At 69.6% G+C, this 23,235-nt stretch carries 22 protein-coding genes and 1 tRNA gene; 13 read left to right on the forward strand and 10 right to left on the reverse strand.

Annotated features, from left to right (window positions below; genetic code table 11):
• The first annotated feature begins 25 nt into the window (after window positions 1-25).
• From ACFPIH_RS13395 to ACFPIH_RS13445, 11 genes are all read left to right on the forward strand, one after another.
• Complete coding sequence (locus ACFPIH_RS13395; protein ID WP_381170380.1) at window positions 26-739, forward strand: response regulator transcription factor; 714 nt, start codon at window positions 26-28, stop codon at window positions 737-739.
• Window positions 736-2,091 (forward strand): sensor histidine kinase, encoded by a 1,356-nt coding sequence (locus ACFPIH_RS13400; protein ID WP_381170382.1) that lies wholly within the window; start codon window positions 736-738, stop codon window positions 2,089-2,091. Before ACFPIH_RS13395 ends, ACFPIH_RS13400 begins: the two co-directional genes overlap by 4 nt.
• 218 nt (window positions 2,092-2,309) lie before the next feature.
• A complete protein-coding gene (locus tag ACFPIH_RS13405) occupies window positions 2,310-3,608 on the forward strand; it encodes an ABC transporter substrate-binding protein (protein WP_381170384.1) in 1,299 nt (432 codons plus the stop codon).
• Window positions 3,605-4,585, forward strand: a complete 981-nt coding sequence (locus tag ACFPIH_RS13410; RefSeq protein ID WP_381170386.1) for a carbohydrate ABC transporter permease — start codon at window positions 3,605-3,607, stop codon at window positions 4,583-4,585. Before ACFPIH_RS13405 ends, ACFPIH_RS13410 begins: the two co-directional genes overlap by 4 nt.
• On the forward strand, window positions 4,582-5,463 hold the full coding sequence (locus ACFPIH_RS13415; RefSeq protein ID WP_381170388.1) for a carbohydrate ABC transporter permease: 882 nt from the start codon (window positions 4,582-4,584) through the stop codon (window positions 5,461-5,463). Before ACFPIH_RS13410 ends, ACFPIH_RS13415 begins: the two co-directional genes overlap by 4 nt.
• A 40-nt stretch (window positions 5,464-5,503) precedes the next feature.
• The gene (locus tag ACFPIH_RS13420) at window positions 5,504-7,522 is read left to right on the forward strand and encodes a beta-galactosidase (RefSeq protein WP_381170390.1); all 2,019 of its coding nucleotides are present in this window, start codon (window positions 5,504-5,506) and stop codon (window positions 7,520-7,522) included.
• A gap of 93 nt (window positions 7,523-7,615) precedes the next feature.
• Window positions 7,616-8,755: an SH3 domain-containing protein gene (locus ACFPIH_RS13425; protein WP_381170392.1), complete on the forward strand. Its 1,140-nt coding sequence runs from the start codon at window positions 7,616-7,618 to the stop codon at window positions 8,753-8,755.
• Between the two features lie 106 nt (window positions 8,756-8,861).
• Complete coding sequence (locus ACFPIH_RS13430) at window positions 8,862-9,926, forward strand: hypothetical protein (RefSeq protein ID WP_385876805.1); 1,065 nt, start codon at window positions 8,862-8,864, stop codon at window positions 9,924-9,926.
• 31 nt (window positions 9,927-9,957) lie between these two features.
• Window positions 9,958-10,197 (forward strand): hypothetical protein, encoded by a 240-nt coding sequence (locus ACFPIH_RS13435; RefSeq protein ID WP_381170396.1) that lies wholly within the window; start codon window positions 9,958-9,960, stop codon window positions 10,195-10,197.
• Window positions 10,194-10,490 carry a trypco2 family protein gene (locus tag ACFPIH_RS13440; RefSeq protein ID WP_381170398.1) on the forward strand — a complete coding sequence of 99 codons (297 nt, stop codon included), beginning with the start codon at window positions 10,194-10,196 and terminating at the stop codon, window positions 10,488-10,490. The genes ACFPIH_RS13435 and ACFPIH_RS13440 overlap by 4 nt, the downstream gene beginning before the upstream one ends.
• Window positions 10,491-10,657: 167 nt before the next feature.
• Window positions 10,658-12,193 carry a DUF4331 domain-containing protein gene (locus tag ACFPIH_RS13445; RefSeq protein WP_381170400.1) on the forward strand — a complete coding sequence of 512 codons (1,536 nt, stop codon included), beginning with the start codon at window positions 10,658-10,660 and terminating at the stop codon, window positions 12,191-12,193.
• A gap of 36 nt (window positions 12,194-12,229) precedes the next feature.
• Here the strand turns inward: ACFPIH_RS13445 and ACFPIH_RS13450 are convergent, their stop codons facing one another.
• Together ACFPIH_RS13450 and ACFPIH_RS13455 are read right to left on the reverse strand one after the other, a co-directional pair.
• Window positions 12,230-12,430: a DUF397 domain-containing protein gene (locus ACFPIH_RS13450; protein WP_381170402.1), complete on the reverse strand. Its 201-nt coding sequence runs from the start codon at window positions 12,428-12,430 to the stop codon at window positions 12,230-12,232.
• A 10-nt stretch (window positions 12,431-12,440) separates the two neighbouring features.
• The gene (locus tag ACFPIH_RS13455; protein ID WP_381170404.1) at window positions 12,441-13,322 is read right to left on the reverse strand and encodes a helix-turn-helix domain-containing protein; all 882 of its coding nucleotides are present in this window, start codon (window positions 13,320-13,322) and stop codon (window positions 12,441-12,443) included.
• A gap of 234 nt (window positions 13,323-13,556) precedes the next feature.
• Here ACFPIH_RS13455 and ACFPIH_RS13460 point away from each other — a divergent pair, with 234 nt between their 5' ends.
• Entirely contained in the window at window positions 13,557-13,961 is a 405-nt protein-coding gene (locus ACFPIH_RS13460) for an ATP-binding protein (protein WP_381170406.1), read from the forward strand.
• A gap of 204 nt (window positions 13,962-14,165) precedes the next feature.
• Here the strand turns inward: ACFPIH_RS13460 and ACFPIH_RS13465 are convergent, their stop codons facing one another.
• The 4 genes from ACFPIH_RS13465 to ACFPIH_RS13480 all read right to left on the reverse strand — a co-directional run bounded on the left by ACFPIH_RS13465 (window position 14,166) and on the right by ACFPIH_RS13480 (window position 19,010).
• The gene (locus tag ACFPIH_RS13465) at window positions 14,166-15,593 is read right to left on the reverse strand and encodes a GH1 family beta-glucosidase (protein WP_381170408.1); all 1,428 of its coding nucleotides are present in this window, start codon (window positions 15,591-15,593) and stop codon (window positions 14,166-14,168) included.
• Between the two features lie 143 nt (window positions 15,594-15,736).
• The gene (locus ACFPIH_RS13470) at window positions 15,737-16,624 is read right to left on the reverse strand and encodes a carbohydrate ABC transporter permease (RefSeq protein ID WP_381170732.1); all 888 of its coding nucleotides are present in this window, start codon (window positions 16,622-16,624) and stop codon (window positions 15,737-15,739) included.
• A gap of 41 nt (window positions 16,625-16,665) precedes the next feature.
• Window positions 16,666-17,676 (reverse strand): carbohydrate ABC transporter permease, encoded by a 1,011-nt coding sequence (locus ACFPIH_RS13475; RefSeq protein ID WP_381170735.1) that lies wholly within the window; start codon window positions 17,674-17,676, stop codon window positions 16,666-16,668.
• Window positions 17,677-17,681: 5 nt separating this feature from the next.
• Entirely contained in the window at window positions 17,682-19,010 is a 1,329-nt protein-coding gene (locus ACFPIH_RS13480) for an ABC transporter substrate-binding protein (RefSeq protein WP_381170410.1), read from the reverse strand.
• Window positions 19,011-19,348: 338 nt separating this feature from the next.
• Here ACFPIH_RS13480 and ACFPIH_RS13485 point away from each other — a divergent pair, with 338 nt between their 5' ends.
• The gene (locus ACFPIH_RS13485) at window positions 19,349-20,404 is read left to right on the forward strand and encodes a LacI family DNA-binding transcriptional regulator (protein WP_381170412.1); all 1,056 of its coding nucleotides are present in this window, start codon (window positions 19,349-19,351) and stop codon (window positions 20,402-20,404) included.
• Here ACFPIH_RS13485 and ACFPIH_RS13490 read toward each other — a convergent pair.
• The 4 genes from ACFPIH_RS13490 to ACFPIH_RS13505 form a co-directional block, all read right to left on the reverse strand.
• Window positions 20,399-20,890: a GNAT family N-acetyltransferase gene (locus ACFPIH_RS13490; RefSeq protein WP_381170414.1), complete on the reverse strand. Its 492-nt coding sequence runs from the start codon at window positions 20,888-20,890 to the stop codon at window positions 20,399-20,401. The genes ACFPIH_RS13485 and ACFPIH_RS13490 overlap by 6 nt on opposite strands.
• A gap of 72 nt (window positions 20,891-20,962) precedes the next feature.
• Window positions 20,963-21,035: transfer RNA gene (locus ACFPIH_RS13495), tRNA-His, on the reverse strand.
• An 84-nt stretch (window positions 21,036-21,119) separates the two neighbouring features.
• Window positions 21,120-21,722 carry an oligoribonuclease gene (gene orn / locus ACFPIH_RS13500; protein WP_381170416.1) on the reverse strand — a complete coding sequence of 201 codons (603 nt, stop codon included), beginning with the start codon at window positions 21,720-21,722 and terminating at the stop codon, window positions 21,120-21,122.
• A 130-nt stretch (window positions 21,723-21,852) separates the two neighbouring features.
• A complete protein-coding gene (locus tag ACFPIH_RS13505) occupies window positions 21,853-23,100 on the reverse strand; it encodes a helix-turn-helix domain-containing protein (RefSeq protein ID WP_381170418.1) in 1,248 nt (415 codons plus the stop codon).
• Between the last annotated feature and the right edge of the window lie 135 nt (window positions 23,101-23,235).

Consider the following 23,235-nt stretch of genomic DNA (forward strand, 5'->3'; position numbering starts at 1 on the left):
GAACGCATGGCGTACGGTGCGGCGCATGGCAAGTGTGCTCGTGGTCGAGGACGACCAGTTCGTACGCTCGGCGCTCATCCGGCATCTGACCGACGCCTCGCACCTGGTGCGCAGCGTCGGTACGGCGCTGGAGGCGCTGCGCGAGGTCGCCCACTTCCCTTTCGACGTGGTGGTCCTTGACCTCGGACTGCCCGACCTGGACGGCTCCGAGGCCCTGAAGATGCTGCGCGGCATCACCGACGTGCCGGTCATCATCGCCACCGCGCGCGACGACGAGACGGAGATCGTCCGGCTGCTCAACGCGGGCGCGGACGACTACTTGACCAAGCCGTTCTCGGTGGAGCACCTGTCGGCCCGGATGGCGGCGGTCCTACGACGGTCCCGGCGGTCCGGTACCGGAGACGCCCCGCCGCCCTCGCCGGTGCTCCGCGTCGGCGGCCTCACCGTCGACCCGCTGCGCCGCCAGGCCGAGCTGGACGGCGCCCGACTCGACCTCACCCGCCGGGAGTTCGACCTGCTGACCTTCCTGGCCGGCCGCCCCGGTGTGGTCGTGGCGCGCCGGGAACTGCTCGCCGAGGTGTGGCAGCAGTCGTACGGCGACGACCAGACCATCGACGTCCATCTGTCGTGGCTGCGGCGGAAGTTGGGTGAGACGGCGGCCCGGCCGCGCTATCTGCACACCCTGCGCGGGGTGGGCGTGAAGCTCGAACCACCGGGTGACGGAGGGCCGTCGGCATGAGATGGGCGCTGGTCAGGGTCTGTCTGGCCGTCACCACGATGGTGGTGGTCGCCTTCGCGGTCCCGCTCGGTCTGGTGATCCGGGAGATGGCCCGCGACCGCGCGTTCTCCAACGCCGAGCGGGAGGCGGCGGTGGTCGTCCCCGCGCTGTCCATCACCACCGACCGGGACCAGTTGGAGCGGGTCGTCGCCTCGGCCGACTCCGGCGACGGCATGGCGGTGCACATACCGGCGGGCGGCGGCCGGGCCGCCGTCGACCTGGGCCGGCCGCGCGCCACCGACGCCGACATCGCCGCCGTACGGAGGCTGGGCCGCGCCTCCATCGCCGAGGTGCCCGGCGGCTCCGCGCTGCTCCAGCCGGTCGCGCTGAGCCTGGGGACCGTGGTGATCGAGGTGTACGTCCCCGAGTCCGAGGTCACCAACGGTGTGGACACGGCGTGGGCGGTGCTCGCGGGGGTCGGCGCCGCCCTGGTCGTCGGCTCGGTGGCGGTCGCCGACCGGCTGGGCGTACGGATGGTGCGGCCGGCGCGCCGACTGGTCGAGGGTGCGCACGAGCTGGGGGAGGGGAAGCTGGGGGCGCGGGTCCCGGAGGAGGGTCCGAACGAACTGCGCCTGGCGGCCGTGGCGTTCAACTCGATGGCCGACCAGGTGGTCCAACTGCTGGCGAACGAGCGGGAGTTGGCGGCGGATCTCTCCCATCGCCTGCGCACTCCGCTCACGGTGTTGAGACTCAACGCGGCCTCCCTCGGCGACTCCCCGGCCGCCGAGCAGACCCGGACGGCGGTCGCCCAGCTGGAGCGCGAGGTCGACACGATCATCCGCACGGCGAGGGAGGCCAAGCCGCAGACGGCCGCGGCCGGTCCGGGCGCCGGGTGCGACGCGGCGGAGGTGGTCCGGGAGCGGATGGCGTTCTGGTCGGCGCTCGCGGAGGACGAGGGCCGCAAGGTGCGCACGGCCGGTGTCGACCGCCCGGTCCGGATACCGGTGGCCCGCGCCGATCTCGCCGCCGCCCTGGACGCCCTCCTGGGCAATGTGTTCCGGCACACCCCGGAGGGCACCGCCTTCGCGGTCGACGTGCACAACGGCGAGGACGCGGTGATCGTCCTCGTCTCCGACGCGGGCCCCGGCATCCTCGACCCCGAGCGCGCGATGGCCCGCGGCCGGGGCTCCGGCACCGCCGGTTCCACCGGGCTCGGCCTGGACATCGTCCGCCGCCTCGCCGAGTCCACCGGCGGAGACGTCCGGATCGGCTCCTCGGTCCTGGGCGGCACGGAGATCCGGCTCTGGATCCAGCTGGACGGCCGGGAGCGCGCGCCGCAGCGCCGGGGCCACCGCGGGCGCGGGCGGCAGTGACTCGGGCGGTAGTGACCCGGTCGGCAGTGACATATCCGACATATTGGTGATCACGTTACGTGGGTTACATTTCGAGAAATGAACCCGGCGAGTCTTGACGGCTAAGTGGACATGCGGTTGTTATTGCGCCACCCCGTGTTCGGTCAAGTTGGTTTCTGGTCGATTGAGATCTTGTTTCGGCCAGACACCCGATCGGACCCCGCTGTCAGGAGCCGTTCATGCACGACCTCTCCCTCCCCTCCCCGAGCCGCCGCACCCTGCTGCGCGGCATAGGCGGCGCCGCCGTTCTCGGCGCCGGCATCCCGCTGCTCTCCGCCTGCGGCGGCAGCGGCACCGCGACCGACGCGAAGACCGTCACGCTCGGCTCCAACGCGTCCGACGCGGTGCCGAAGAAGGCGTTCGCCGAGATCTACGCGGCGTTCAAGAAGCAGTCCGGGGTCGCGGTCGACGTGAACACCAAGGACCACAACACGTTCCAGGAGCAGATCAACTCCTACCTCCAGGGCACCCCGGACGACGTGTTCAACTGGTTCGCTGGCTACCGCATGCAGTTCTTCGCCGCGAAGAAGCTCGCCACCCCGATCGACGAGGTCTGGGACAAGATCGGCGGCAACTTCCCCGACGCGATGAAGGCCCTCAGCAAGGGCCAGGACGGCAAGTACTACTTCGTCCCGCTGTACACGTACCCCTGGGCCCTCTTCTACCGGAAGAGCGTGTTCCAGCAGCACGGCTACACCGTCCCCACCACCTGGGACCAGTTGGTCGCCCTGTGCAAGCAGATGAAGCAGGACGGCCTGGTCCCGATCGCCTTCGGCGACAAGGACGCCTGGCCCGCGCTCGGCACCTTCGACCAGATCAACTTCCGCACCAACGGCTACGACTTCCACGTCGAGCTGATGGCCGGAAAGGCCTCCTGGACCGACGCCAAGGTCAAGACCGCCTTCGACCACTGGGCCGAGATCCTCCCGTACCACCAGGACGGCGCCGTCGGCCGTACCTGGCAGGACGCCGCCCAGACCCTCGTCTCCAAGAAGGCGGGCATGTACCTGCTGGGCACGTTCGTCGCGCAGCAGTTCACCAGCCAGGCCGACCTCGACGACCTCGACTTCTTCGCCTTCCCCGAGATCAACCCGGAGTTCGGCCAGGACACCGTCGAGGCCCCCACCGACGGCTTCATGCTGTCCAAGGCCCCGAAGAACAAGGACGGCGCCGTCAAGCTGCTGGAGTACCTGGGCACGCCGGAGGCCGAGGCGATCTACCTCAAGGCCGACCCGAGCGTCGTCGCCGCCTCCTCCAAGGCCGACACGTCCTCGTACACCGCGATCCAGAAGAAGGCGTACGCGATGATCAGCGGCGCCAAGCACCTCACGCAGTTCATGGACCGCGACAGCCGCCCCGACTTCACCTCCACGGTGATGCAGCCCGCGCTGCAGAAGTTCGTCCGCGACCCCAAGGGGATCGACAGCCTGCTCTCCTCGATCGAGCGCCAGAAGAAGACGATCTTCGCGTCCTCATGACCACGGAGACCAGCACCCAGCACCCGGAGGCGGCCCCCGAGCCGCCTCCGGGCACCGCGCCGTCGAGCAAGCGGATCCCCCGGGGCCACCGCCGTCTGCTGACCCGCCGGGACCGGCTCACGCTCGGCCTGATGGCCGGCGTGCCCACGGTCCTGCACGTGGCCCTCGTCTGGCTCACCGCCCTCGCCTCGATCGCCCTCGCCTTCACCACCTGGGACGGCATCGGCTTCGGCTCGATCAAGTGGGTCGGCCTGGACAACTTCAAGGAGCTGTTCACCAACAACCCGCAGTTCTGGCCGGCCGTAGAGCACAACGTCATCTGGTTCGTGGTCCTGATCCTGATCCCGACCCCGCTCGGGCTCTTCCTCGCGATCCAGCTCGACAAGAAGATCCGCTTCAGCCGGGTCTACCAGACGGCCTTCTTCCTGCCGGTCGTGGTGTCACTGGCGGTCACCGGATTCGTCTGGCAGCTCGTCTACAACCCCGACACGGGTCTGATCAACAGCCTCATCGGGGCCAACAAGCCCGGCCACTACATCGACTGGATCGGCGACCCGAACCTCAACCTGTGGGCCGTCCTGGTCGCCGCCTGCTGGCGGCACACCGGCTACATGATGATCCTCTACCTGGCCGGTCTGAAGGGCGTCGACCCGTCGCTGCGCGAGGCGTCCGCGCTCGACGGCGCGAACGAGTGGCAGACGTTCAAGAACGTCATCTTCCCCACCCTGCGCCCCACGAACACCGTGGTGCTCGTGGTGACGATCATCGAGGCCCTGCGCGCCTTCGACCTGGTCTTCGTCTTCAACAAGGGCGCCCAGGGGACGGAACTGCTCTCCATCCTCGTCACCAACAACATCATCGGCGAGTCCAGCCGCATCGGATACGGCTCGGCGATCGCCGTGGTCCTCCTGGTGATCTCCCTCGCCGTGATCATCCCGTACCTGATCGCGACCTTCCGGAAGGAGCGGAGCGCATGAGCACCATCGCCTTCAAGAAGCGCACACCCGTCCGCCCCGCCCGGATCCTCCTCCACACCTTCCTCGTGGTCACGGCCCTGGCCTGGCTGGCGCCCCTCCTCTGGGCGCTGTTCGCGGCCCTGCGCCCGTACTCCGAGACCAGCGCCAAGGGCTATGTCTCCTGGCCGGACAAGCTCAGCCTGGACAACTTCACCAACGCCTTCCAGCAGTCGGACATGCTGCACTACTTCGGGAACACGCTCCTGATAGCGGTCCCGGCGGTGCTCCTGACCCTGTTCCTGTCCTCCTGCGTGGCGTTCTACGTCAGCCGCTTCGACTTCCGGGTCAACCTGTTCCTGCTGCTGGTCTTCACGGCCGGCAACCTGCTCCCGCAGCAGGTGATCATCACCCCGCTGTACCGGCTGTACCTGCTCATCGACCTGCCCGGCATCACCATGAGCGGCAAGCTCTACGACTCCGCGCTCGGCCTGGTCCTGATCCACGTGGCGTTCCAGTCCGGGTTCTGCGCCTTCGTACTGAGCAACTACATGCGCTCGCTCCCGCACGAGCTGACCGAGGCCGCCCTGGTCGACGGCGCCTCCGTGTGGCGCCTGTACTGGCAGATCGTGCTCCCCCTGTGCAAGCCGGCCATGGCCGCCCTCGCCACCCTGCTCTCCATCTGGATCTACAACGACTTCTTCTGGGCGATCGTCCTGATCTCCACCGGCGAGAACATGCCGATCACCTCGGCCCTGAACAACCTCTCCGGCCAGTACTTCACCGACCCCAACCTGGTCGCCGCGGGTGCTCTGCTCACCGCGATCCCCACGCTGATCGTGTACTTCGTGCTCCAGCGTCAGTTCGTCAGCGGCCTGACCCTGGGCGCCAACAAGGGCTGAGCCCTTCTCTCTTCTCTCAGGACCTCTTGGAGCCGAACCGATGACCAAGCCCAGCGTTCCCGGCATTCCCGGCATCGCGTACGGCGGTGACTACAACCCGGAGCAGTGGCCGGAGGAGATCTGGGCCGAGGACGTACGCCTGATGCGCGAGGCCGGGGTGAACCTGGTCAGCGTCAACATCTTCTCCTGGGCGCTGCTGGAGCCGGCGGAGGGCGAGTACGACTTCTCGCGCCTCGACCGCATCCTGGACCTCCTGCACACCCACGGCATCGCCGTTGACCTGGCCACCCCGACGGCGGCCCCGCCGGCCTGGTTCTTCAAGGCCCACCCAGAGGCGCTCCCGGTGGACCGCGACGGGCGCGGACTGTCGTACGGCAGCCGTCAGACGTTCTGCCCGAGCAGCCCGGCGTACCGGAGGGCGGCCCTTCGCATCGCCCGGGCGCTCGGCGACCGGTACGGCAGCCATCCCGCCGTGGTGATGTGGCACATCCACAACGAGTACGGCTGCCACAACGCGGAGTGCTTCTGCGACACGAGCGCGGAGGCGTTCCGCGGCTGGCTGCGGACCAGGTACCAGGACCTGGCGACGCTGAACGCGGCCTGGGGCACGACGTTCTGGAGCCAGTGGTACTACTCCTGGGACGAGATCCTCCCGCCCCGCGCGACGGGCGCGGTCCCGAACCCGGCCCACCGTCTGGACTGGCGCCGCTTCTGCAGCGACGAACTGCTCTCGCTGTGCACGGCGGAACGGGAGGTGCTGCGAGGAGCCGCCCCCGGCATCCCCGCCACCACCAACTTCATGGTGATGCACAACTTCGACGCCCTCGACTACTGGCGCTGGGCACCGGAGTTGGACGTGATCTCCAACGACCACTACCTGCGCTCGACCGACCCCGAGTCGGAGATCGACATCGCGATGAGCGGCGATCTCGTGCGTTCCCTCGCGGGCGGGCGGCCGTGGCTGCTGATGGAGCACTCCACGGGCGCGGTGAACTGGCAGCCCGTCAACAGGGCTAAAACGGCGGGTGAGTTGCGCCGCAACGCGCTCGCCCATGTGGCACGCGGCGCCGACGGCATCGCCTACTTCCAGTGGCGGGCGGCGAGGGCGGGCGCCGAGCAGTGGCACTCGGCGATGCTGCCGCACGCGGGCACGGACAGCGCGATCTGGCATGACGTGGTCCGACTGGGCGCGGATCTGAGGGCGTTGGCGGAGGTGCGCGGCAGCACGGGCACCGCCGAGACGGCGATCGTCTGGGACTGGGACGCCCGCTGGGCCCTGGAACTGCCGTCCCAACCGAGCGCGGAACTCCGCTACCTGGAGCTGGTGCGCTCCTGGTACGAGCCGCTGTGGCGGGCGGGCGTCGCGGTGGACTTCGTACGCCCGGACGCGGACCTGTCGCCGTACCGGCTGCTCCTCGCCCCCAGCCTCTACCTGGTGGACGACGCCGGCGCCGCGAACCTCACCGCCTTCGCGGAACGCGGCGGCACCCTCGCGGTCGGCTTCCACAGCGGGGCGGTGGACGAGAACTGCCATGTGCGGCTGGGCGGTTACCCGGGAGCGTTCCGCGAGACGCTCGGCGTCCGCACCGACGAACTGTTCCCCCTTCTGCCGGGCGAGACGGTGGCCCTGGAAGGCGGCGGCAGCGGCGTGTGGTGGTCGGAGCGGGTACGTCTGGCCGGCGCGCAGGCGGTGTCGTCGTACACGGACGGCCCGCTGGCCGGCGTCCCGGCGATCACCCGGCACGGCTACGGCGCGGGCGTCGCGTGGTACGTCGCCACGCTCCCCGACCCGGACACGCTGACGGCGCTGCTGGCGAGGGTGTGCGGGGAGGCCGGCGTGGCACCGGTGCGCGCCGGTGTCCCCCGGGGCGTGGAGGCCGTGGTGCGCCGGGGTGCGGACGCCGACTACCTCTTCCTGATCGACCACACGGGGCGGGGAGCGGAAGTCCCCGTCGCGGCGGACGCGGTCGAACTCCTTTCCGGAAAACCGACGGAAAGAGGCTCGGTTTCTGTTCCGCCAGGGGAAGCTGTGGTGGTGCGGGAGCCGCGTTCCGGGTGATCCGGCGCCCGTCGCCGAAATCAAGACAAATATCTGGTGCCCCCTGGATTTCCGTCGCTACCATGCACGGGCGTCTGGGAATTCGGGGGAACCATGGAACGTGCGCGCATACGTCTGCTCTGTCTGCCGTTGGTGATGACGTCGATGCTGGTGCTGGTCGGTGCGGCGGGCTGTGAACAGTCCAAACCATCGGTCTCGTTCACTCCCACCTTCGTGCCGGTCACCTTCACCCTTGACTCCTCGGGAAACCTCACCGTCTCGACGGGAAAGTCGTTTGCGACGCCCATCGGGGTCTTTTCCGTCGAGGCGGGAGTGGAACACCAGTTCAAAGTCAATCCCAAGGGATATCTCACAGCGGTCTTCCGCTATGTGAAATCGAATGGGGGTTTGGTGGAGGCGGGATATCTGATCCGCACCGATCGCCGTGTCGCACCGGAACTCGACGGCCAGTCCCTGGCCTCCGCGCAGGGCGGACTGCTCCGCATCGACGCCACGGACGCCGGCCCCGGCGAGGTGACCCGGCTGAAGATCTCCGACACCCCGCAGAACACCCCGGTCCCGACGGCCTCGGCGTCCGCGTGCGCGGGCTCCGGCGCCCTGGAGGTCGTACTGCCGGAGGTGTCGACGGGGGACCCGGTCGAGGAGACGGTCGCCGAACTGGCGGGGGTCTGCCTGAACGTGCAGTACGCGTCGGAGACATCGGCGGACGCCGACGAGGGCACGGTGTCCCGGGTGGTCGTCCCGACGACCGTGCCGGGCGGCGAGATCCAGCTGCCACCGGCCGCGGACGGGGTCCCGGGCGCGGGGGACAGGGTGACGACGGACGAGCGCAGGGTGGCGACGGTGTTCGTGGTGGCGCCACCGCTCTCGCCGTCGCCGTCGCCGTCATCGTCATCGTCATCGGAGGAGCTGACAACGAGCCCTACCCCTAGCCCTGTTCCGACGGATACGCCCGCCTCACCGAGCCCATCACCCGCCGGCACCACGCCCGTCCTGGGCCTGGCCTCCGCCCCGCTGCGCGCCGAACCGAGCACGGCCGGCGCCCGGGTGAGCAGTATCGCCGCGGGATTCACGTACGACGCGCTGTGCTCGCGCCACGGCGAGCAGGTCACCGCGCACGGCCGGACGAGTGACGTCTGGGTCCAACTCCTGCGCGACAACGGCGGGACGGGCTGGGTCACGGCCACGGCCCTCGACGGCGACCCGGACACGACCGTGCCGACCGCCTGCTGATCCCGGCCCTCTTGTAGTGATGTCGAGGCGCTCCTACCCTCGTGTCACCTGCTGACGAGGGGAAACGGCGTTGGCGACGGCACCTTCCGAACCTTCCGAGGAAGAGATGCTCCAGGCGGTCGAACGGCGGGTCTCCCGCCCCGGAATCGCGGTGAGCCTCTCCGCTCCGGGCGCGGCCTCGCTGTCCTGGCAGTCGGTGTTCGAGTGCGGGATCGTACGGTCGATCGAGCGGCGGGACGAGTACCACCAGCGGGCCAGGGGCAGGTCCGTGCACGGGGGCCTGGCGAAACGCGCCACGTACACGGACCTGGTCGCGCACCCGGTCACGCCACCGTCCGACCCCGGCACCCCGAAACGGACGGAGCTGATCCGGGAGGGGTCCCTGGGCGAGGTCGCGTGCGGGGACTGTGTGGAGGGCCGGAAGGACTGCAAGGCGTGCAAGGGCGCCGGCAGCCACGCCTGCCACCGTCACGTCGAGTGCGACATGTGCCGCGGCGGCCCCGACGCGTGCTGGGAGTGCGACGGTACAGGCCACCCGCGCACCCACCGGGTCAGGCGTACGGCATCCCGGCCGGAGGGCGCGGCGGAGCGGGCCGAGTGCACTCGCTGTAGGCGTCCCGAGGTGGCGTGTCCGAGATGCCTGGGTGAGCGCCAGGTGCCGTGCCCGCGCTGCCAGGGGGCGGGGCAGGTCACCTGCGAGGCGTGCATGGGCCAGAAACGCCTTCGGCACGAGGAGTGCGGCGGCACCGGCGTCTTCACCGTCTGGACCGAGGGCGTCGTCACGCACACCCCCGACGCGGACGAACTGGCGTCCGGCTACCCGCCGTTGACCAGGCTGCGGAAGGGCGCGTGGCGCACCGCGGAACTGACGGCCGCCACCGAGAAGCTCCCGGACTTCGTCGCGGACGCCCACCGTGAGCGGCTGGTCCCCCTCCTGGCCGTGCGGGACGGCGAGGTCCGCCGCCGGGTGACCCTGCGCTGCCTCCCGGTGGCCCGCGTCACGATCCCCGGTGATCCGGACCACGTGTTCTACGCCTTTCCCGGCAACGGTGACGACGGCGGTATCGAAGTGATCCGCCGCCCGAGCCGGGAGCGCGTCAAGGCGCTGGCGTGGGCCGCGGCGGCCGTGGTCGCCCTGGCGGCCGTGCTGACGCTGACGTTCGTGCGGTGATCCGGTCGGCCGGGCCGGGGACGAAGTGCACATGCCCGCCGGGCAGCGGCACCACGGTGTGCTCGGCGGCGACCGGGACACCGACGAGACGGCTCAGCCGGGCGGCGGCCGTGGCCGGATCGGGCGTCTCGATCACGAACCCGGCGAGGTCGTGGTCACCGCGGTTGCCTCCGCCGCCGCGGTAGGTGTCGCGAACTCCGGGGACTCCGGTGACTCTGCCAAGTACGGTGCCATGGCACATCCTCACAGGGGAAGTTGGGTGACGACATGATCGAACTGGCCGACATGATCCGCGAGTTGAGGCAGCAGCTGACCACCGCTCTGGCGGACGGCGAGGACGAGGTCCTGCGCTTCGAGCTCGGCCCGGTGGAGGTCGAGGCGTCGGTCGCGGTCACCCGGGAGGCCGGCGGCGACGCGAAGGTACGCCTGTGGGTGGTGGACGCGGGGGCCTCCGGCAAGTACGCGCACGCCGAGACCCAACGCATCACCCTCACCCTGACTCCAAGGACTGCTGCGGCCGGGACGGTGCTGATCACGGGCGACGAGGTGGACGGCGAACGCTGACCCAGGGCTGCGCCCCGAGCGAGCCGCGCCCGGGACGGCCGGGGGAGTCGCGATCAATCGGCAGATCCACCGATAGATCAGTCAGATCAGTCAATATTCACCAATCCGCAGGGGCGGCCGTTCCGAATCCTCGAGCGTCAGGGAAGTTGGCATGGAGGACGGACGGTATGACACCTATCTCCAGGAGCGGTACGGGGCACAGGGGCCTCGCGACCCTCATAGCAGGTGCACTGGCCGCCGGGGGACTCGCAGCCGCCGGTGTGGCCACGCTGGAACCGGGGGCGGCCTCCGCCTCCAGTCACCGGGAGGCCCCGCTGATCTCGGGACAACCCCGGTACGACAACACGGACGTGTACGCCTTCGTGAGTCCGGACCATCCGGACACCACGACGATCATCGCGAACTGGATCCCGTTCCAGGACCCGGCGGGCGGCCCGAACTTCTCCACGTTCGCGGACGACGCCCAGTACGACATCCACATCGACAACAACGGTGACGCGCAGGGCGAACTGCTGCTGCGCTACACCTTCAGGACGCACACGAAGTCCAAGAAGACGTTCCTGTACAACACGGGCCCGGTCACCAGCCTGGACGACCCGGACCTGAACGTCACGCAGACCTACGACATCGAGCTGTTCAAGCTGCACAACCAGCAGGTCGTGTCGAAGACGAAGCTCGCCGACGACATACCGGTGGCTCCGTCGAACGTCGGCAAGGCGTCGATGCCGGACTACGGCATGCTGCGCCGGCAGGCCGTCCACAAGCTCGCCGACGGCGCCCGGACGTTCGCCGGCCAGGCAGACGACCCGTTCTTCCTGGACCTGCGCGTGTTCGATCTGCTGTACGGCGGGGACCTCTCCGAGGTCGGCAACGACACCCTCAAGGGCTACAACGTCAACTCGGTCGCCCTGCAACTGCCCACCGACATGATCACGGAGTCGAAGCACCAGCCGGTCGTCGGCATCTGGTCGACCACCCAGCGAAAGAACGCCCAGGGCTACTACGAGCAGGTCTCGCGTCTGGGCAACCCGCTGGTCAACGAAGTCGTCAACCCGCTGAAGGACAAGGACAAGTTCAACGCGTCCTCGCCGTGGAACGACGGCCAGTTCCTGAAGAACGTGACCGATCCGGAACTGCCGAAGCTCATCGAGTCCGTCTACAAGATCAAGGCGCCCGCGACACCGCGCAACGATCTCGTCGATGTCTTCCTCAAAGGCGTCAAGGGCCTCAACCAGCCGCCGAACGTGCGACCGGCGGAGATGCTGCGCCTGAACACCTCGGTCAAGCCGGCCGCCGAGCCGAAACGGCTCGGTGTGCTCGACGGCGACAAGGCCGGCTTCCCGAACGGGCGCCGGCTCACCGATGACGTCGTGGACATCGCGCTGCAGGTCGTCGAGGGTGAGCTGGTCGGTGCCAAGAACGACTTGGGTGACGTGGTCGACGTCAACGACCAGAGGTTCGGCGACTCCTTCCCCTACCTGGCCGAGCCCGTGGCGGGTTCGCGAGGTCCGCTCGCGAAGGGCACGACCGGTGGCAATGGCGTCCGCAACGAGGTGAGCGACGCCCTGCGGCCGGCCGGCTCCGCCGGCGGCATGCGCAACACCGGCCTGATCGCCGCGTCGGCGGCCTTGGGCGCGGTGGGGATCCTGCTGATCGGCATCGGTCTGGCGTGGTGGCGTCGGCGCGTGCAGCGGCCGAACTGAGCGGCACCACAGGAAGACGACGAGTCTCGGCGGGAGTCAGTGCCGGCGAACGCTGAGGCTGTCGCTCTTCAGGGCACGGAGGAAGTGGGCGAGGGCGCGGGGCGTCGCGGTGGCGATCTCGTCCGGACGGTCGCTCTCGCGGAGGTGAAGGTGGGTGGGGGCGGATGCCGTGAGTTCCACGCAGTTGCCCTCGCCGCCTGAGCTGAACGACGACTTCTGCCAGTTCGGTTGAGTCATGGCGGTCCTTTCAGAGGGTGTACATCACGTGTTGGACGAGGCTCAGTGAGTCCCGCGACTCGTGCGACTCCGGCGCCGATTCCGGGTCGATCGGGGCCAGCGCCAGTTCCGAGAGCCTGTCGAACATCTTCGCGTACTCGTCGAGTTGGTCTCCATTCCGGAGGAAGACCGGTTGCATGGGGTGCTCCAGGTAGACCGTGTCCAGGTCGGGGGAGGCGGTGCCGTAGATGACGAACGACTGGGTGTGCGCGGCGTAGTTCCCGGCCTCGAACGGAAACACCTGCACGGTCACGTTCGGCAGCCGAGAGGCTTCGATCAGCCGTAGGAGCTGTCTGCGCATGACCGCGGGGCCGCCCACCCGGGTGTGGAGCGCGGCCTCGAAAATGACGGCGTGGTACGCCAACGGGGAGGCGTCGGTCAGCACGCGCTGTCGCGCCAGGCGGAACTGGGCGTACCGGTCGGCTCGTTGTGGGTCCGCCTCGGTCGCTCCGACTGTGGCGCGTGCGTATTCCTGGGTCTGGAGCAGGCCGGGGACGAGGAGCGGCTCGTGGGTCCGTAGCACGGTTGAACGGGACTCGAGTTCGGCCAGGTCCCGAGCCGCCGGGCCGATCGTGTCGCTGAACTGGCCCCACCAGCCCTTGCCGCTCTCGTGGGCCATCGCCATCAGGTGCTCGAAGTAGGCGCCTTCGGCGCACCCATAGGCGCGGAGCAGCCTGTAGAGCCCGTTACGTGGAACATCGACGCGCCCGTTCTCGATATGACTGATCCTCGTACGTTCGGCATCGATGAGCTCGGCGGCGGCGTCGCCCGACATTCCGGCCCGGAGCCGCAGTTTCCGCAGCTCCGTGCCCAGACGACGCTGGCGTTCGCTCGGGCTCGTCCTCGGTGGCATGTGTCCTCCCTGTGACCGGTGCGCAGTGTGCCGCCCGCCTCGCGCAAGCGTCCACCGGCTTGCCCCAACGTCACCCATGAGTGGGGAAACGTGCGTACACGGTTGTTACTCTCCCACGCGTGGCCCTACCTTCGAGGTAGCCCCACGAGGAAGTACCCCCGCCCTCAAAGCAGTTGCCGAGGACCGGACCTGGTCACCACGTGGCCCCCACCGCACACCGACACGGGAGCCCCCATGGACGACCCACCCAGCGTCACCCTCACCTTCCCGCCCCACCCCGCCTGGGTCCGCACCGCCCGCGAAACGGTCCGCACCCTCCTCGCCTCCGCCGGGCGCCCCGAACTCGCCGACACGGCAGCTCTGTTGACCTCCGAAGCCGTCACCAACGCCATCAACGCCTGCGAGGACAAGGGCTGCGCGGCCCCCGTCACCCTTCACGCCGACTGGGCCGCCCCGCGCCGCCTCCGCGTCCTCATCCACGACCAGGCCCCGGGCCTCCCCGCCGTCCGCCCCCTCACCCACGACGACGAGGACGGCCGCGGCATACACCTCATCTCGGAGGGCGCCGACGCCTGGGGGGTCTGCACACACGGCCCGGGACCGGGCAAGGCCACCTGGTTCGAGCTGGGAAATCGCTGATGGACATCGACGAGGAACGCCAGAAGCGTGTGCTCGCCCTGGCCCGCCTCGCGGCTCGTGCCGACGCGGGTGACTTCGACGTGCTGCTGGAGAACCAGGCGGCTTCTGACGCCACGCGGACCCCCGGGGCGCCGCCGCCCCCCGAAAAACCAGTAGGGCGCGGCACGTCCCCCAGACGTGCCGCGCCCTCCCCCTGCCCCCGGGTCAGGTGGTCTCAGGTGTCGGGAGTGTTCCCGTGCGGGCCGCCTCGCCGTACCAGTGGGCGCTCGACTTCGGTGTGCGGGCCAGCGTCGCGTAGTCCACGTACACCGCCCCGAACCGCTTCTCGTAGCCGTACGCCCACTCGAAGTTGTCCAGCAGGGACCAGAGGTAGTAGCCGCGGACATCCGCGCCGTCGGTGATCGCGCGGCGGACCGCCGAGAGGTGGCCGTGCAGGTAGGCGATGCGCTCCGGGTCGTGGACGCGGCCGTCCGGGTCGGGCTTGTCGTCGTACGCCGCGCCGTTCTCCGTCACATACAGCGGCAGGCCCGGGGCCTCCTTCGTGTAGCGCATGATCAGCTCGTGCAGGCCGGTCGGGTCGATCGTCCAGCCCATCTCCGTGCGCTCGCCGGGGGTCTGGTGGAACGCCACGTCGTCCGCGGCCGGCCAGGGGGAGTGGTCGCTCGCGCCGTGGCCGTCCGAGCGGGGCCCCTTCGGAGATTCCTCCGCCGCCCCGACCAGCGTCGGCGTGTAGTAGTTCAGGCCCAGCGCGTCCAGGGGTTGGTTGATCTTCTGGAGGTCGCCGTCCAGGACGTAGGACCAGTCGGTCAACGACGACGTCGCCGTCAGCAGCGACTCCGGGTACGCGCCCTTGAGGATCGGGCCGTGGAAGACGCCGTTGGCCAGGTCGTCGATCTTCCGGGCCGCCGCCAGGTCCGCCGGCGACTGCGAAACCGGGCGTACGACGGACGAGTTGAGGCTGATCGCCACCGAGTTGCGGGCCGGCATCACCGAGCGCAGGGCCGAAGTCCCCAGGCCATGGGCGAGGTTGAGGTGGTGGGCGGCCCGCAGCGACGCCGCCGGGTCGGTGCGGCCGGGGGCGTGGACCCCGGACGCGTAGCCCAGGAACGCGCTGCACCAGGGCTCGTTCAGGGTGATCCAGTTCTCGACCCGGTCGCCCAGCGCCTCGCCGACGATCCGGGCGTAGTCGGCGAACCTCAGCGCCGTGTCGCGCTCCGGCCAGCCGCCCGCGTCCTCCAGCTCCTGCGGGAGGTCCCAGTGGTAGAGGGTGACGGCCGGCTTGATGCCGTGCGCGAGGAGCTCGTCGACCAGGCGGCGGTAGAAGTCCAGGCCCACCTGGACCGCGGGGCCCCGGCCGGTCGGCTGGACCCGGGACCAGGAGATCGAGAAGCGGTACGCCGTGAGACCCAGCTCCGCCATCAGCGCGACGTCGTCGCGGTAGCGGTGGTAGTGGTCGACAGCGATGTCACCGTGCTCGCCGCCGGCGGTCCTGCCCGGCGTATGGCTGAAGGTGTCCCAGATGGAGGGCGTACGGCCGTCCTCCCGCACCGCCCCCTCGATCTGGTACGCGGAGGTCGCCGCGCCCCAGAGGAAGGCGGGGGGAAAGGTCACCGGCGTAATGGGCTCAGGCATGGAAGCGCTCCCATGAGTGGTCGTCGAGGTCATCGGGATCGACGAGGTTGGGGGGAAGTCGTACGAGGGGGGCCGGGGCGGCGGTGATCCGGCCCCCTCAGAATGAAGACATCAGCCCTGCTCAGAACTTCAGAACCAAGGCGTCAGCCCTTCACCGCGCCCTGCATGATGCCGCCCACGATCTGCTTGCCGAAGATCGCGAAGACCAGCAGCAGCGGCAGCGTGCCCAGCAGCGCGCCGGCCATGATCAGGGACTGGTCCGGGGTGTAGCCGCGGCCCAGGCCCGCGAGAGCGACCTGCACGGTCGGGTTGCCGGTCTGGCTCAGCACCAGGAACGGCCACAGGAAGTCGTTCCACGTCTGGACGAACATCAGCATGCCGAGCACCGCCATCGCCGGGCGCGCCGCGGGGAACACCACGTGCCACACCACGCGCCAGCTGCTCGCGCCGTCCACCCGGGCCGCCTCGATGATCTCGTCCGGCAGCGCCTGGATCAGGTACTGCCGCATGAAGAACACACCGAAGGCGCTCACCAGCGACGGCAGGATCACCGCCTGGAGCTGGTCCGTCCACTCCAGCTTGGCGACCATCATGTACATCGGGATGATGCTCAGCTGCGGCGGCACCATCATCGTGCCGATCACGATCAGCATCAGCGCGCCCCGGCCCCGGAACCGGAGCTTGGCGAAGGCGAACCCGGCGATCGTCGACAGGAAGACGATCGTCGCCGCCGAAGTCCCCGCCACGATCGTGGTGTTGAAGAACGCCTTGCCCAGGTTCGCGTCGTTCCAGGCCACGTCCAGGTTGTGGAAGAGGTTGGAGCCGAACACGAACGGCGGCGGGTTCTCTGCCAGCCGGTTGTTGTCGCGGGACGCTGCGATCGCCGTCCACACCAGCGGGAACAGCGAGACGATGGTGAACACGGCCAGGATCGCGTACGCGATCGGGCCGCCGTGCATCTGCCCTCCGGCCCGCTCGGACTTCGGCCGGCGCACCTTGCGGGCCGTCGGCACGGCGTCCTCGGGTTCCACGGACTTCGCGGTCGTTGTCGTCGTCGTCACGGCCGGTACTCCTAACTACTGGCGCGCAGCCGGCGCGAGATGACGTAGTTGACGATGCCGACCACGATCAGGATCAGGAACATCGTCCAGGCGATCGCCGAGGCCCGGCCCAGGTGCTGGTTCACCCAGCCCTGCTCGTACAGGTACAGGCCCAGCGTCTGGAACTGGTGCTCCGCGCCGCCGGACGCGCCCTTGTTGGCGTCGAACAGCAGCGGCTCGCCGAAGACCTGACTGGCGCCGATCGTCGACACGACGACCGTGAACAGGATCGTCGGCCGCAGCGACGGCAGCGTCACGTGCAGGAACTGCTTCCAGCGGCTGGCGCCGTCCAGCGCCGCCGACTCGTACAGGTCCTGCGGGATCGCCTGCATCGCGGCCAGGTAGATCAGCGCGTTGTAGCCGGTCCACCGCCAGATGATGATCGACGAGACGGCGATCTGCGACGGCCACTTGTCGTTCTGCCAGTCGATCGCGTCGATCCCGACGAAGTGCAGCGCCCAGTTGATCATGCCGTAGTCGCGCCCGAAGAGCAGCACGAAGACCAGCGAGGCGGCCGCGATCGAGGTCGCGTACGGCGCGAGCATCGCGACCCGGTAGAAGGTCGAGGCGCGCAGCTTGTAGTTGAGGATGTGGGCGAGGCCCATGGCCATCAGCAGCTGCGGAACGGTCGAGATGATCCCGATCGTCAGGGTGTTCCGCGCCGCGTCCCAGAAGAAGTCGTCGTCGAAGATGCGCGAGTAGTTGCGCATCCCCACCCACGTCATGTCGGTGGGCGCGGTCAGCTCCACCTGGTGCAGCGAGGCCCAGCCGGTGTAGATCAGCGGGAACAGGCCGAACGCGACGAACAGCAGGAAGAACGGCGAGACGAAGGCGTAGGGGCTCCAGCGCTTGTCCCGCTGCCAACGGCGGGACAGCCGGGCCCGGCGCCGCTGCTCCGCCTCCGTGGGAACGGCGGGCGGGCGGCCCGGGGCCGCGCCCCCCTCCTTGGCGGGGGGCGCGGCGGTGTCGTGGCGGGTGGCCATACGGGTCACTTGTCCAGGTTGTTATCGATGGTCTTGGTGGCCGTGGACCAGGCCTCCGCCGCCGACTTGCCCTTCGTCACGAGGAAGACGCCGTTGTCGGACAGGCCCTGCTGGATGATCTGGTCCTTCGGGCCGATCACCTGCACCGGGGCGGTCTTGGCGGCCTCGGAGAAGACCGTGCCTATCGGCGAGTCACCGGTCATCTCGTTCTTGGCGCCGGTGACTTCGGGCATCGTGTAAGTGGTCGGCGCGCTCGGGAAGTTGCCCTGCACCTTGAAGAGCTTCGCCTGCTGCTCGGGCGCGGTCAGCCACTTGACGAGCTCTTCGGCCTCCTTCACGTGCTTGCCGCTCTTGGGCACGCCCAGGAAGGAGCCGCCCCAGTTGCCGGACTTGGGTGCGACGGCCACGTCCCACTTGCCGGCGTCCTCGGCCTTCGCGTTGGCCTTGATGGTGCCGAGCATCCACGGCGGGCAGGCGATGGTGGCGAACTTGCTCTGGGCGATCGTCGTGTTCCAGGGCGGCGTGAACTGGGACTGGGCCTGGACCAGGCCCTCCTTGGCGGCCTTCGCGCTCAGGTCGAACGCGTCCTTCACGGCCGGGTTCGACTTGTAGATGATCTCGCCGGAGGAGTCGTAGAACTTCTCCTTCTCACTGCTGAGGATGGCGTTGAGCAGGCCGCCGGGGGAGTCCATGAAGAAGGTGCCCGCCTTGGCCTTCCTCTTGTACTGCTCGCCGGCGGTGATGAACTTGTTCCAGTCGCCCGCCCACAGCGCGCCGACCTTCTCGCGGTCGGTGGGCAGACCGGCCGCCTCGAAGAGGTCCTTGCGGTAGCAGAGGGCCATCGGGCCGACGTCGGTGCCGAGGCCGATCGTCTGGCCGTCCTTGGAGGTGGCCTGCGACCACTTCCAGTCCAGCCATTGGCTCTTGTCGACGCCCGAGACCTTCGACATGTCCTCGAACTTGGCCGCCTGGGTGGCCACGACCTCGGCGATGTTGCCCACCTCGATGGCCTGGACGTCCATCAGGCCGCTGTTGGTGGTGAGGTGGTTGACGAGCGCCGGATAGTAGTTCTCGTTCTTCTCCGTGACGTTCTCGGCGATCTTGATGTTGGAGTGGAGCTTCTCGTACTCGGCGTAGAGGCCGGCCTCCTTGAAGCCGAAGGTGCCGAAAAGCCCCAGCGTGATCGTGGTCTTGCCCTTGCCGCCGCCCGACGACGAACCGTCGGAAGCGCTGTTGTTGCCGTCGTCGGCACAGCCGGCCAGCAGCCCGGCGCCCAGCGACGCGACGGCCGCGAGGACTACCGTCCGGCGGACGGTTCGGGTACGTGCGCGCATTGCGTCCTCCTGTTGCCCTGACGTGCCGACCCCCCGGCCAACTGCATTGTTGGGCCCGTTAGTTACTCGCTGCGGCTCGGGCGGGGAACGTGCGGGATGTGTATGTGTCAGGTACCGTGGGAGCGCTCCCACAGGTGATGTGTTGAAGAGTCGTCGGTTCGGGCGGGGGTGTCAAGGGTGGGGGCGCGGAGAGATGCGTTCAGTTACCGGCCTGTTAGCTAACCCGTCCGGAGGCTTGCGCCGGCGCTCGATCATGCGCACGGACAGGACGGCTTGCCCCCGGGCGGGGCTGTTAGATTCCAGGCCAGCGCGAAGACGACGGCGGGAAGGCGGAGCCCATGGCAACCCACGGAGCGCGGGGCCGGAGCGGCGGCCGGCCCACTCTCGAAGAGGTGGCCGCCCGGGCCGGCGTCGGGCGTGGCACGGTCTCCCGCGTGATCAACGGCTCGCCCAGGGTCAGCGACGCGACCCGCGCGGCGGTGGAGGCGGCGGTCGCGGAACTCGGCTACGTCCCCAACACGGCCGCCCGTGCCCTCGCCGCCAACCGTACGGACGCCATCGCGCTCGTCGTCCCCGAACCGGAGACCCGTTTCTTCGCCGAGCCGTACTTCTCGGACATGCTGCGCGGTGTCGGAGCCGAACTCTCCGACACCGAGATGCAGTTGCTGCTGATCTTCGCGGGCAGCGACCGCGAACGCCAGCGTCTCGCCCAGTACCTGGCGGCCCACCGGGTGGACGGCGTCCTGCTGGTCTCCGTCCACGCGGACGACCCGCTGCCCGACCTCCTCGCGCAGCTGGAGATCCCGGCGGTGATCAGCGGCCCGCGCTCGGCCGCGGAGACACTGCCGTCCGTCGACTCCGACAACTACGGCGGTGGCCGCTCGGCGGTCGAGCACCTCCTCGCCCGGGGCCGCACCCAGATCGCCCACATCACCGGCCGCCTCGACGTGTACGGCGCCCAGCGCCGCGTCGACGGCTACCGCGACGCCCTGCGCGACGCGGGGTACGAGGTGGACGAGGGGCTCATCGAGCCCGGCGACTTCACGGAGGAGGGCGGCCACCGGGCGATGACCGACCTGCTCACCCGCACCCCGTCCCTCGACGCGGTCTTCGCCGGCTCGGACGTGATGGCCGCGGGCGCCCGCCAGGCGCTGCGCGAGGTGGGCCGCCGTATCCCGGAGGACGTGGCGCTGGTCGGCTACGACGACTCGGCCATCGCCCGCCACATGGACCCGCCCCTCACGAGCGTCCGCCAGCCGATAGAGGAGATGGGGCGGCGCATGCTGGACCTCCTCCTCACGGAGATCGCGGACCGCCGTCCGGCGGTGTCACGGGGACTGGAGCGACGACAGGTGGTGCTGGCCACGGAGTTGGTCGGGCGCAGGTCTTCATAGGGACAGGCGCCAGCGCGTTTCGCCGTCCTGTTCCTCCGCGGTGGGGGAGAGGCCCGCAGCCGTGGCCACGGCGGCCGATGCGTGGTGGTCGGGGTGGATGTGGGCGACGACCGTGCGGACGCCCTGTCCGGCGAGCCAGCCGACCAGTCCCCGGGCCGCCTCGGAGGCGAGCCCCCGGCCCTGCCACGGGGTGCCGATCACCCAGGCGATCTCGGCGTGCGTGTCCCCGGCCGTCACGGTGGCCTGGACCGTGCCCGCCAGGTGGGCGCCGTCCCGCACCACCCAGTTGTGCCAGGAGACGGCCGGGTCGGGGGAGCCGGCCACGAGGCGTTCGTAGCGGGCGCGAAGGGCCATGGGGGTGCTCGGGGTCCCGCCGATGAAGGTGTGCAGGGCGGGGTCGGACAGGACGTCCGCCATCTCCGCCGCGTGCTCCACCCGCAGGGGGAGGAGCAAGAGACGGGCGGTGGTGATCTGCTCGGTCTGCACCGGGGCTCCAGAACGTCCGGGAAACGCATCAGCCGGTGACTTCCCGAAGGAAGCCACCGGCTGATTACTCAGGGTGAGTGACGGGACTCGAACCCGCGGCATCCTGGACCACAACCAGGTGCTCTACCAGCTGAGCTACACCCACCACGACCGGCGGTTCACTGTGTGTCGTTTACCGACCGGCCGAGAAAAAGTGTACAGGGTCCGAAGGGGTGCTCGCGCACGGCTTTCAGACGGCGGGCAGGACGTGCTTCGCCGCGATCGTCTTCGCGGTGTCCGAGTCCGGACCGGGCTGCGGTACGAAGACGGCCTCGCGGTAGTAGCGCAGCTCCGCGATGGACTCGCGGATGTCGGCGAGGGCGCGGTGATTGCCGTTCTTCTCGGGGCTGTTGAAGTACGCCCGCGGATACCAGCGCCGGGCGAGTTCCTTGATGGAGGAGACGTCGACGATGCGGTAGTGGAGGTAGCCCTCCAGGGACGACATGTCCCGGGCGAGGAAGCCGCGGTCGGTGCCGACGGAGTTGCCGCACAGCGGCGCCTTCCCGGGCTCCTTCACATGCTTGCGTACATACGCGAGCACCTGTTCCTCGGCCTCGGCGAGAGTGGTGCCGCCGGCCAGCTCCTCGAGCAGCCCGGACGCGGTGTGCATCTGGCGCACCACCTCCGGCATCGTCTCCAGCGCCTTCGCCGGCGGCCGGATGACGATGTCCACCCCCTCGCCGAGGATGTTCAACTCGGAGTCGGTGACGAGGGCGGCAACCTCGATGAGCGCGTCGTCGGACAGCGAGAGGCCGGTCATCTCGCAGTCGATCCACACCATGCGATCGTTCATGCGACCACCCTAAAGCTGACGTCCGCTTTTGGATGCCCCCGCGTGCCGGTGCGGAAGGAAGCCAGGAGGGAAGCCGGAAAGAAGGGCGGGCCGACTCGGCCCGCCCTCCTCCCGTCGGTCACCCCGTCTGTCACATTCCGCTGCGCTGCCCCGGCACACTCGCCCGGGACGTCGCGTACGCGTCACGCCCGTGGTCCGGCGACAGGGACGGCGCCGGGCCCAGCGCCGCGTTCGTCGACGCCGTACGTCTGATCTGCGGCGGGACCGGGCCGGGGCCCTCGGAGTGCAGGGGCGGGGGCGGGCCCGTCGGGGACGAGGACGACGGCGGGGCCGGGTCCAGGTCCGACGGGCGTTCGCCCTGCGGTCGCCGCGCCCGGTACGCCGCCCGGTAGGCGGCCGGGGACGAGCCCAGCTGGCGGCGGAAGTGACCGCGCAGCGCCACCGGTGAGCGGAAGCCGCAGCGGCCCGCGACCTCGTCCACCGAGTAGTCCGACGTCTCCAGCAGGCGCTGGGCCTGGAGGACCCGCTGGGTGATCAGCCACTGCAGCGGTGCGCTTCCGGTCAGCGAACGGAAACGGCGGTCGAACGTACGACGGCTCATGTACGCGCGCGCGGCCAGCGTCTCCACGTCGAACTGCTCGTGGAGGTGTTCCAGTGCCCAGGCGACGACCTCGGCGAGCGGGTCGGCGCCGATCTCCTCTGGTAAAGACCGGTCGAGATAGCGCTCCTGCCCGCCCGACCGGCGCGGCGGGACCACCAGGCGGCGGGCCAGCGCGCCGGCCGCCTCGTTGCCGTGGTCCGTCCGCACGATGTGGAGACAGAGATCGATTCCGGCCGCTGTGCCCGCCGATGTCAGGACGTCGCCGTCGTCGACGAAGAGTTCCCGCGGATCCACGTGGACCGACGGATAGCGCTTCGCCAGCGTCGGTGCGTACATCCAGTGGGTCGTCGCCGGACGGCCGTCCAGCAGACCCGCCGCCGCCAGCACGAACGCGCCGGTGCACAGGCCCACGATGCGGGCGCCCTCCTCGTGTGCCCGGCGCAGCGCGTCGAGCGCGTCCTCCGGTGGCGGAGAAGTGATCGAACGCCAGGCCGGCACGACGACCGTGCCCGCCCGCGAGATCGCTTCCAGGCCATGCGGCGCGGTGAGCTCGAGGCCCCCCGTGGTCCGCAGCGGACCCTCCTCGCCGCCGCACACCAACAGGCGGTAGCGCGGCACGCCGGCGTCCTGGCGGTCAATCCCGAACACCGACAGCGGAATGGAACTCTCGAAGATGGGGCCGCCGCTGAACAGCAGCACCGCGACGATCTCCTTGCGGCGTCGCCCGGAAAGCTTCCGGGCCGCGGCTTCCGGCGCGGCAGTGGAGTCGTGGCTCATCCTGCTAAGCCCCCCTCGGTGGTCGCGGCTCCTCGGTTGTGTCGCTCCTGCACGTTTCCCCTCGGTCCTGCACGAGTCCCCCGCCGTAGACAGTCAAGATCGAATCTACTGTGTCGCGTGGTGCCGGGTTGGCCA

Source organism: Streptomyces vulcanius (genome assembly GCF_042653945.1).
Taxonomy (GTDB): Bacteria; Actinomycetota; Actinomycetes; order Streptomycetales; family Streptomycetaceae; genus Streptomyces; species Streptomyces mangrovi.

Excerpts from the sequence above, each read along its gene's own strand:
- ACFPIH_RS13395 (WP_381170380.1), top strand. The coding sequence starts at position 26 with ATGGCAAGTGTGCTCGTGGTCGAGGACGACCAGTTCGTACGCTCGGCG.
- ACFPIH_RS13400 (WP_381170382.1), top strand. The coding sequence starts at position 736 with ATGAGATGGGCGCTGGTCAGGGTCTGTCTGGCCGTCACCACGATGGTG.
- ACFPIH_RS13405 (WP_381170384.1), top strand. The coding sequence starts at position 2,310 with ATGCACGACCTCTCCCTCCCCTCCCCGAGCCGCCGCACCCTGCTGCGC.
- ACFPIH_RS13410 (WP_381170386.1), top strand. The coding sequence starts at position 3,605 with ATGACCACGGAGACCAGCACCCAGCACCCGGAGGCGGCCCCCGAGCCG.
- ACFPIH_RS13415 (WP_381170388.1), top strand. The coding sequence starts at position 4,582 with ATGAGCACCATCGCCTTCAAGAAGCGCACACCCGTCCGCCCCGCCCGG.
- ACFPIH_RS13420 (WP_381170390.1), top strand. The coding sequence starts at position 5,504 with ATGACCAAGCCCAGCGTTCCCGGCATTCCCGGCATCGCGTACGGCGGT.
- ACFPIH_RS13425 (WP_381170392.1), top strand. The coding sequence starts at position 7,616 with ATGGAACGTGCGCGCATACGTCTGCTCTGTCTGCCGTTGGTGATGACG.
- ACFPIH_RS13430 (WP_385876805.1), top strand. The coding sequence starts at position 8,862 with ATGCTCCAGGCGGTCGAACGGCGGGTCTCCCGCCCCGGAATCGCGGTG.
- ACFPIH_RS13435 (WP_381170396.1), top strand. The coding sequence starts at position 9,958 with ATGCCCGCCGGGCAGCGGCACCACGGTGTGCTCGGCGGCGACCGGGAC.
- ACFPIH_RS13440 (WP_381170398.1), top strand. The coding sequence starts at position 10,194 with ATGATCGAACTGGCCGACATGATCCGCGAGTTGAGGCAGCAGCTGACC.
- ACFPIH_RS13445 (WP_381170400.1), top strand. The coding sequence starts at position 10,658 with ATGACACCTATCTCCAGGAGCGGTACGGGGCACAGGGGCCTCGCGACC.
- ACFPIH_RS13450 (WP_381170402.1), bottom strand. The coding sequence starts at position 12,430 with ATGACTCAACCGAACTGGCAGAAGTCGTCGTTCAGCTCAGGCGGCGAG.
- ACFPIH_RS13455 (WP_381170404.1), bottom strand. The coding sequence starts at position 13,322 with ATGCCACCGAGGACGAGCCCGAGCGAACGCCAGCGTCGTCTGGGCACG.
- ACFPIH_RS13460 (WP_381170406.1), top strand. The coding sequence starts at position 13,557 with ATGGACGACCCACCCAGCGTCACCCTCACCTTCCCGCCCCACCCCGCC.
- ACFPIH_RS13465 (WP_381170408.1), bottom strand. The coding sequence starts at position 15,593 with ATGCCTGAGCCCATTACGCCGGTGACCTTTCCCCCCGCCTTCCTCTGG.
- ACFPIH_RS13475 (WP_381170735.1), bottom strand. The coding sequence starts at position 17,676 with ATGGCCACCCGCCACGACACCGCCGCGCCCCCCGCCAAGGAGGGGGGC.
- ACFPIH_RS13480 (WP_381170410.1), bottom strand. The coding sequence starts at position 19,010 with ATGCGCGCACGTACCCGAACCGTCCGCCGGACGGTAGTCCTCGCGGCC.
- ACFPIH_RS13485 (WP_381170412.1), top strand. The coding sequence starts at position 19,349 with ATGGCAACCCACGGAGCGCGGGGCCGGAGCGGCGGCCGGCCCACTCTC.
- orn (WP_381170416.1), bottom strand. The coding sequence starts at position 21,722 with ATGAACGATCGCATGGTGTGGATCGACTGCGAGATGACCGGCCTCTCG.
- ACFPIH_RS13505 (WP_381170418.1), bottom strand. The coding sequence starts at position 23,100 with ATGAGCCACGACTCCACTGCCGCGCCGGAAGCCGCGGCCCGGAAGCTT.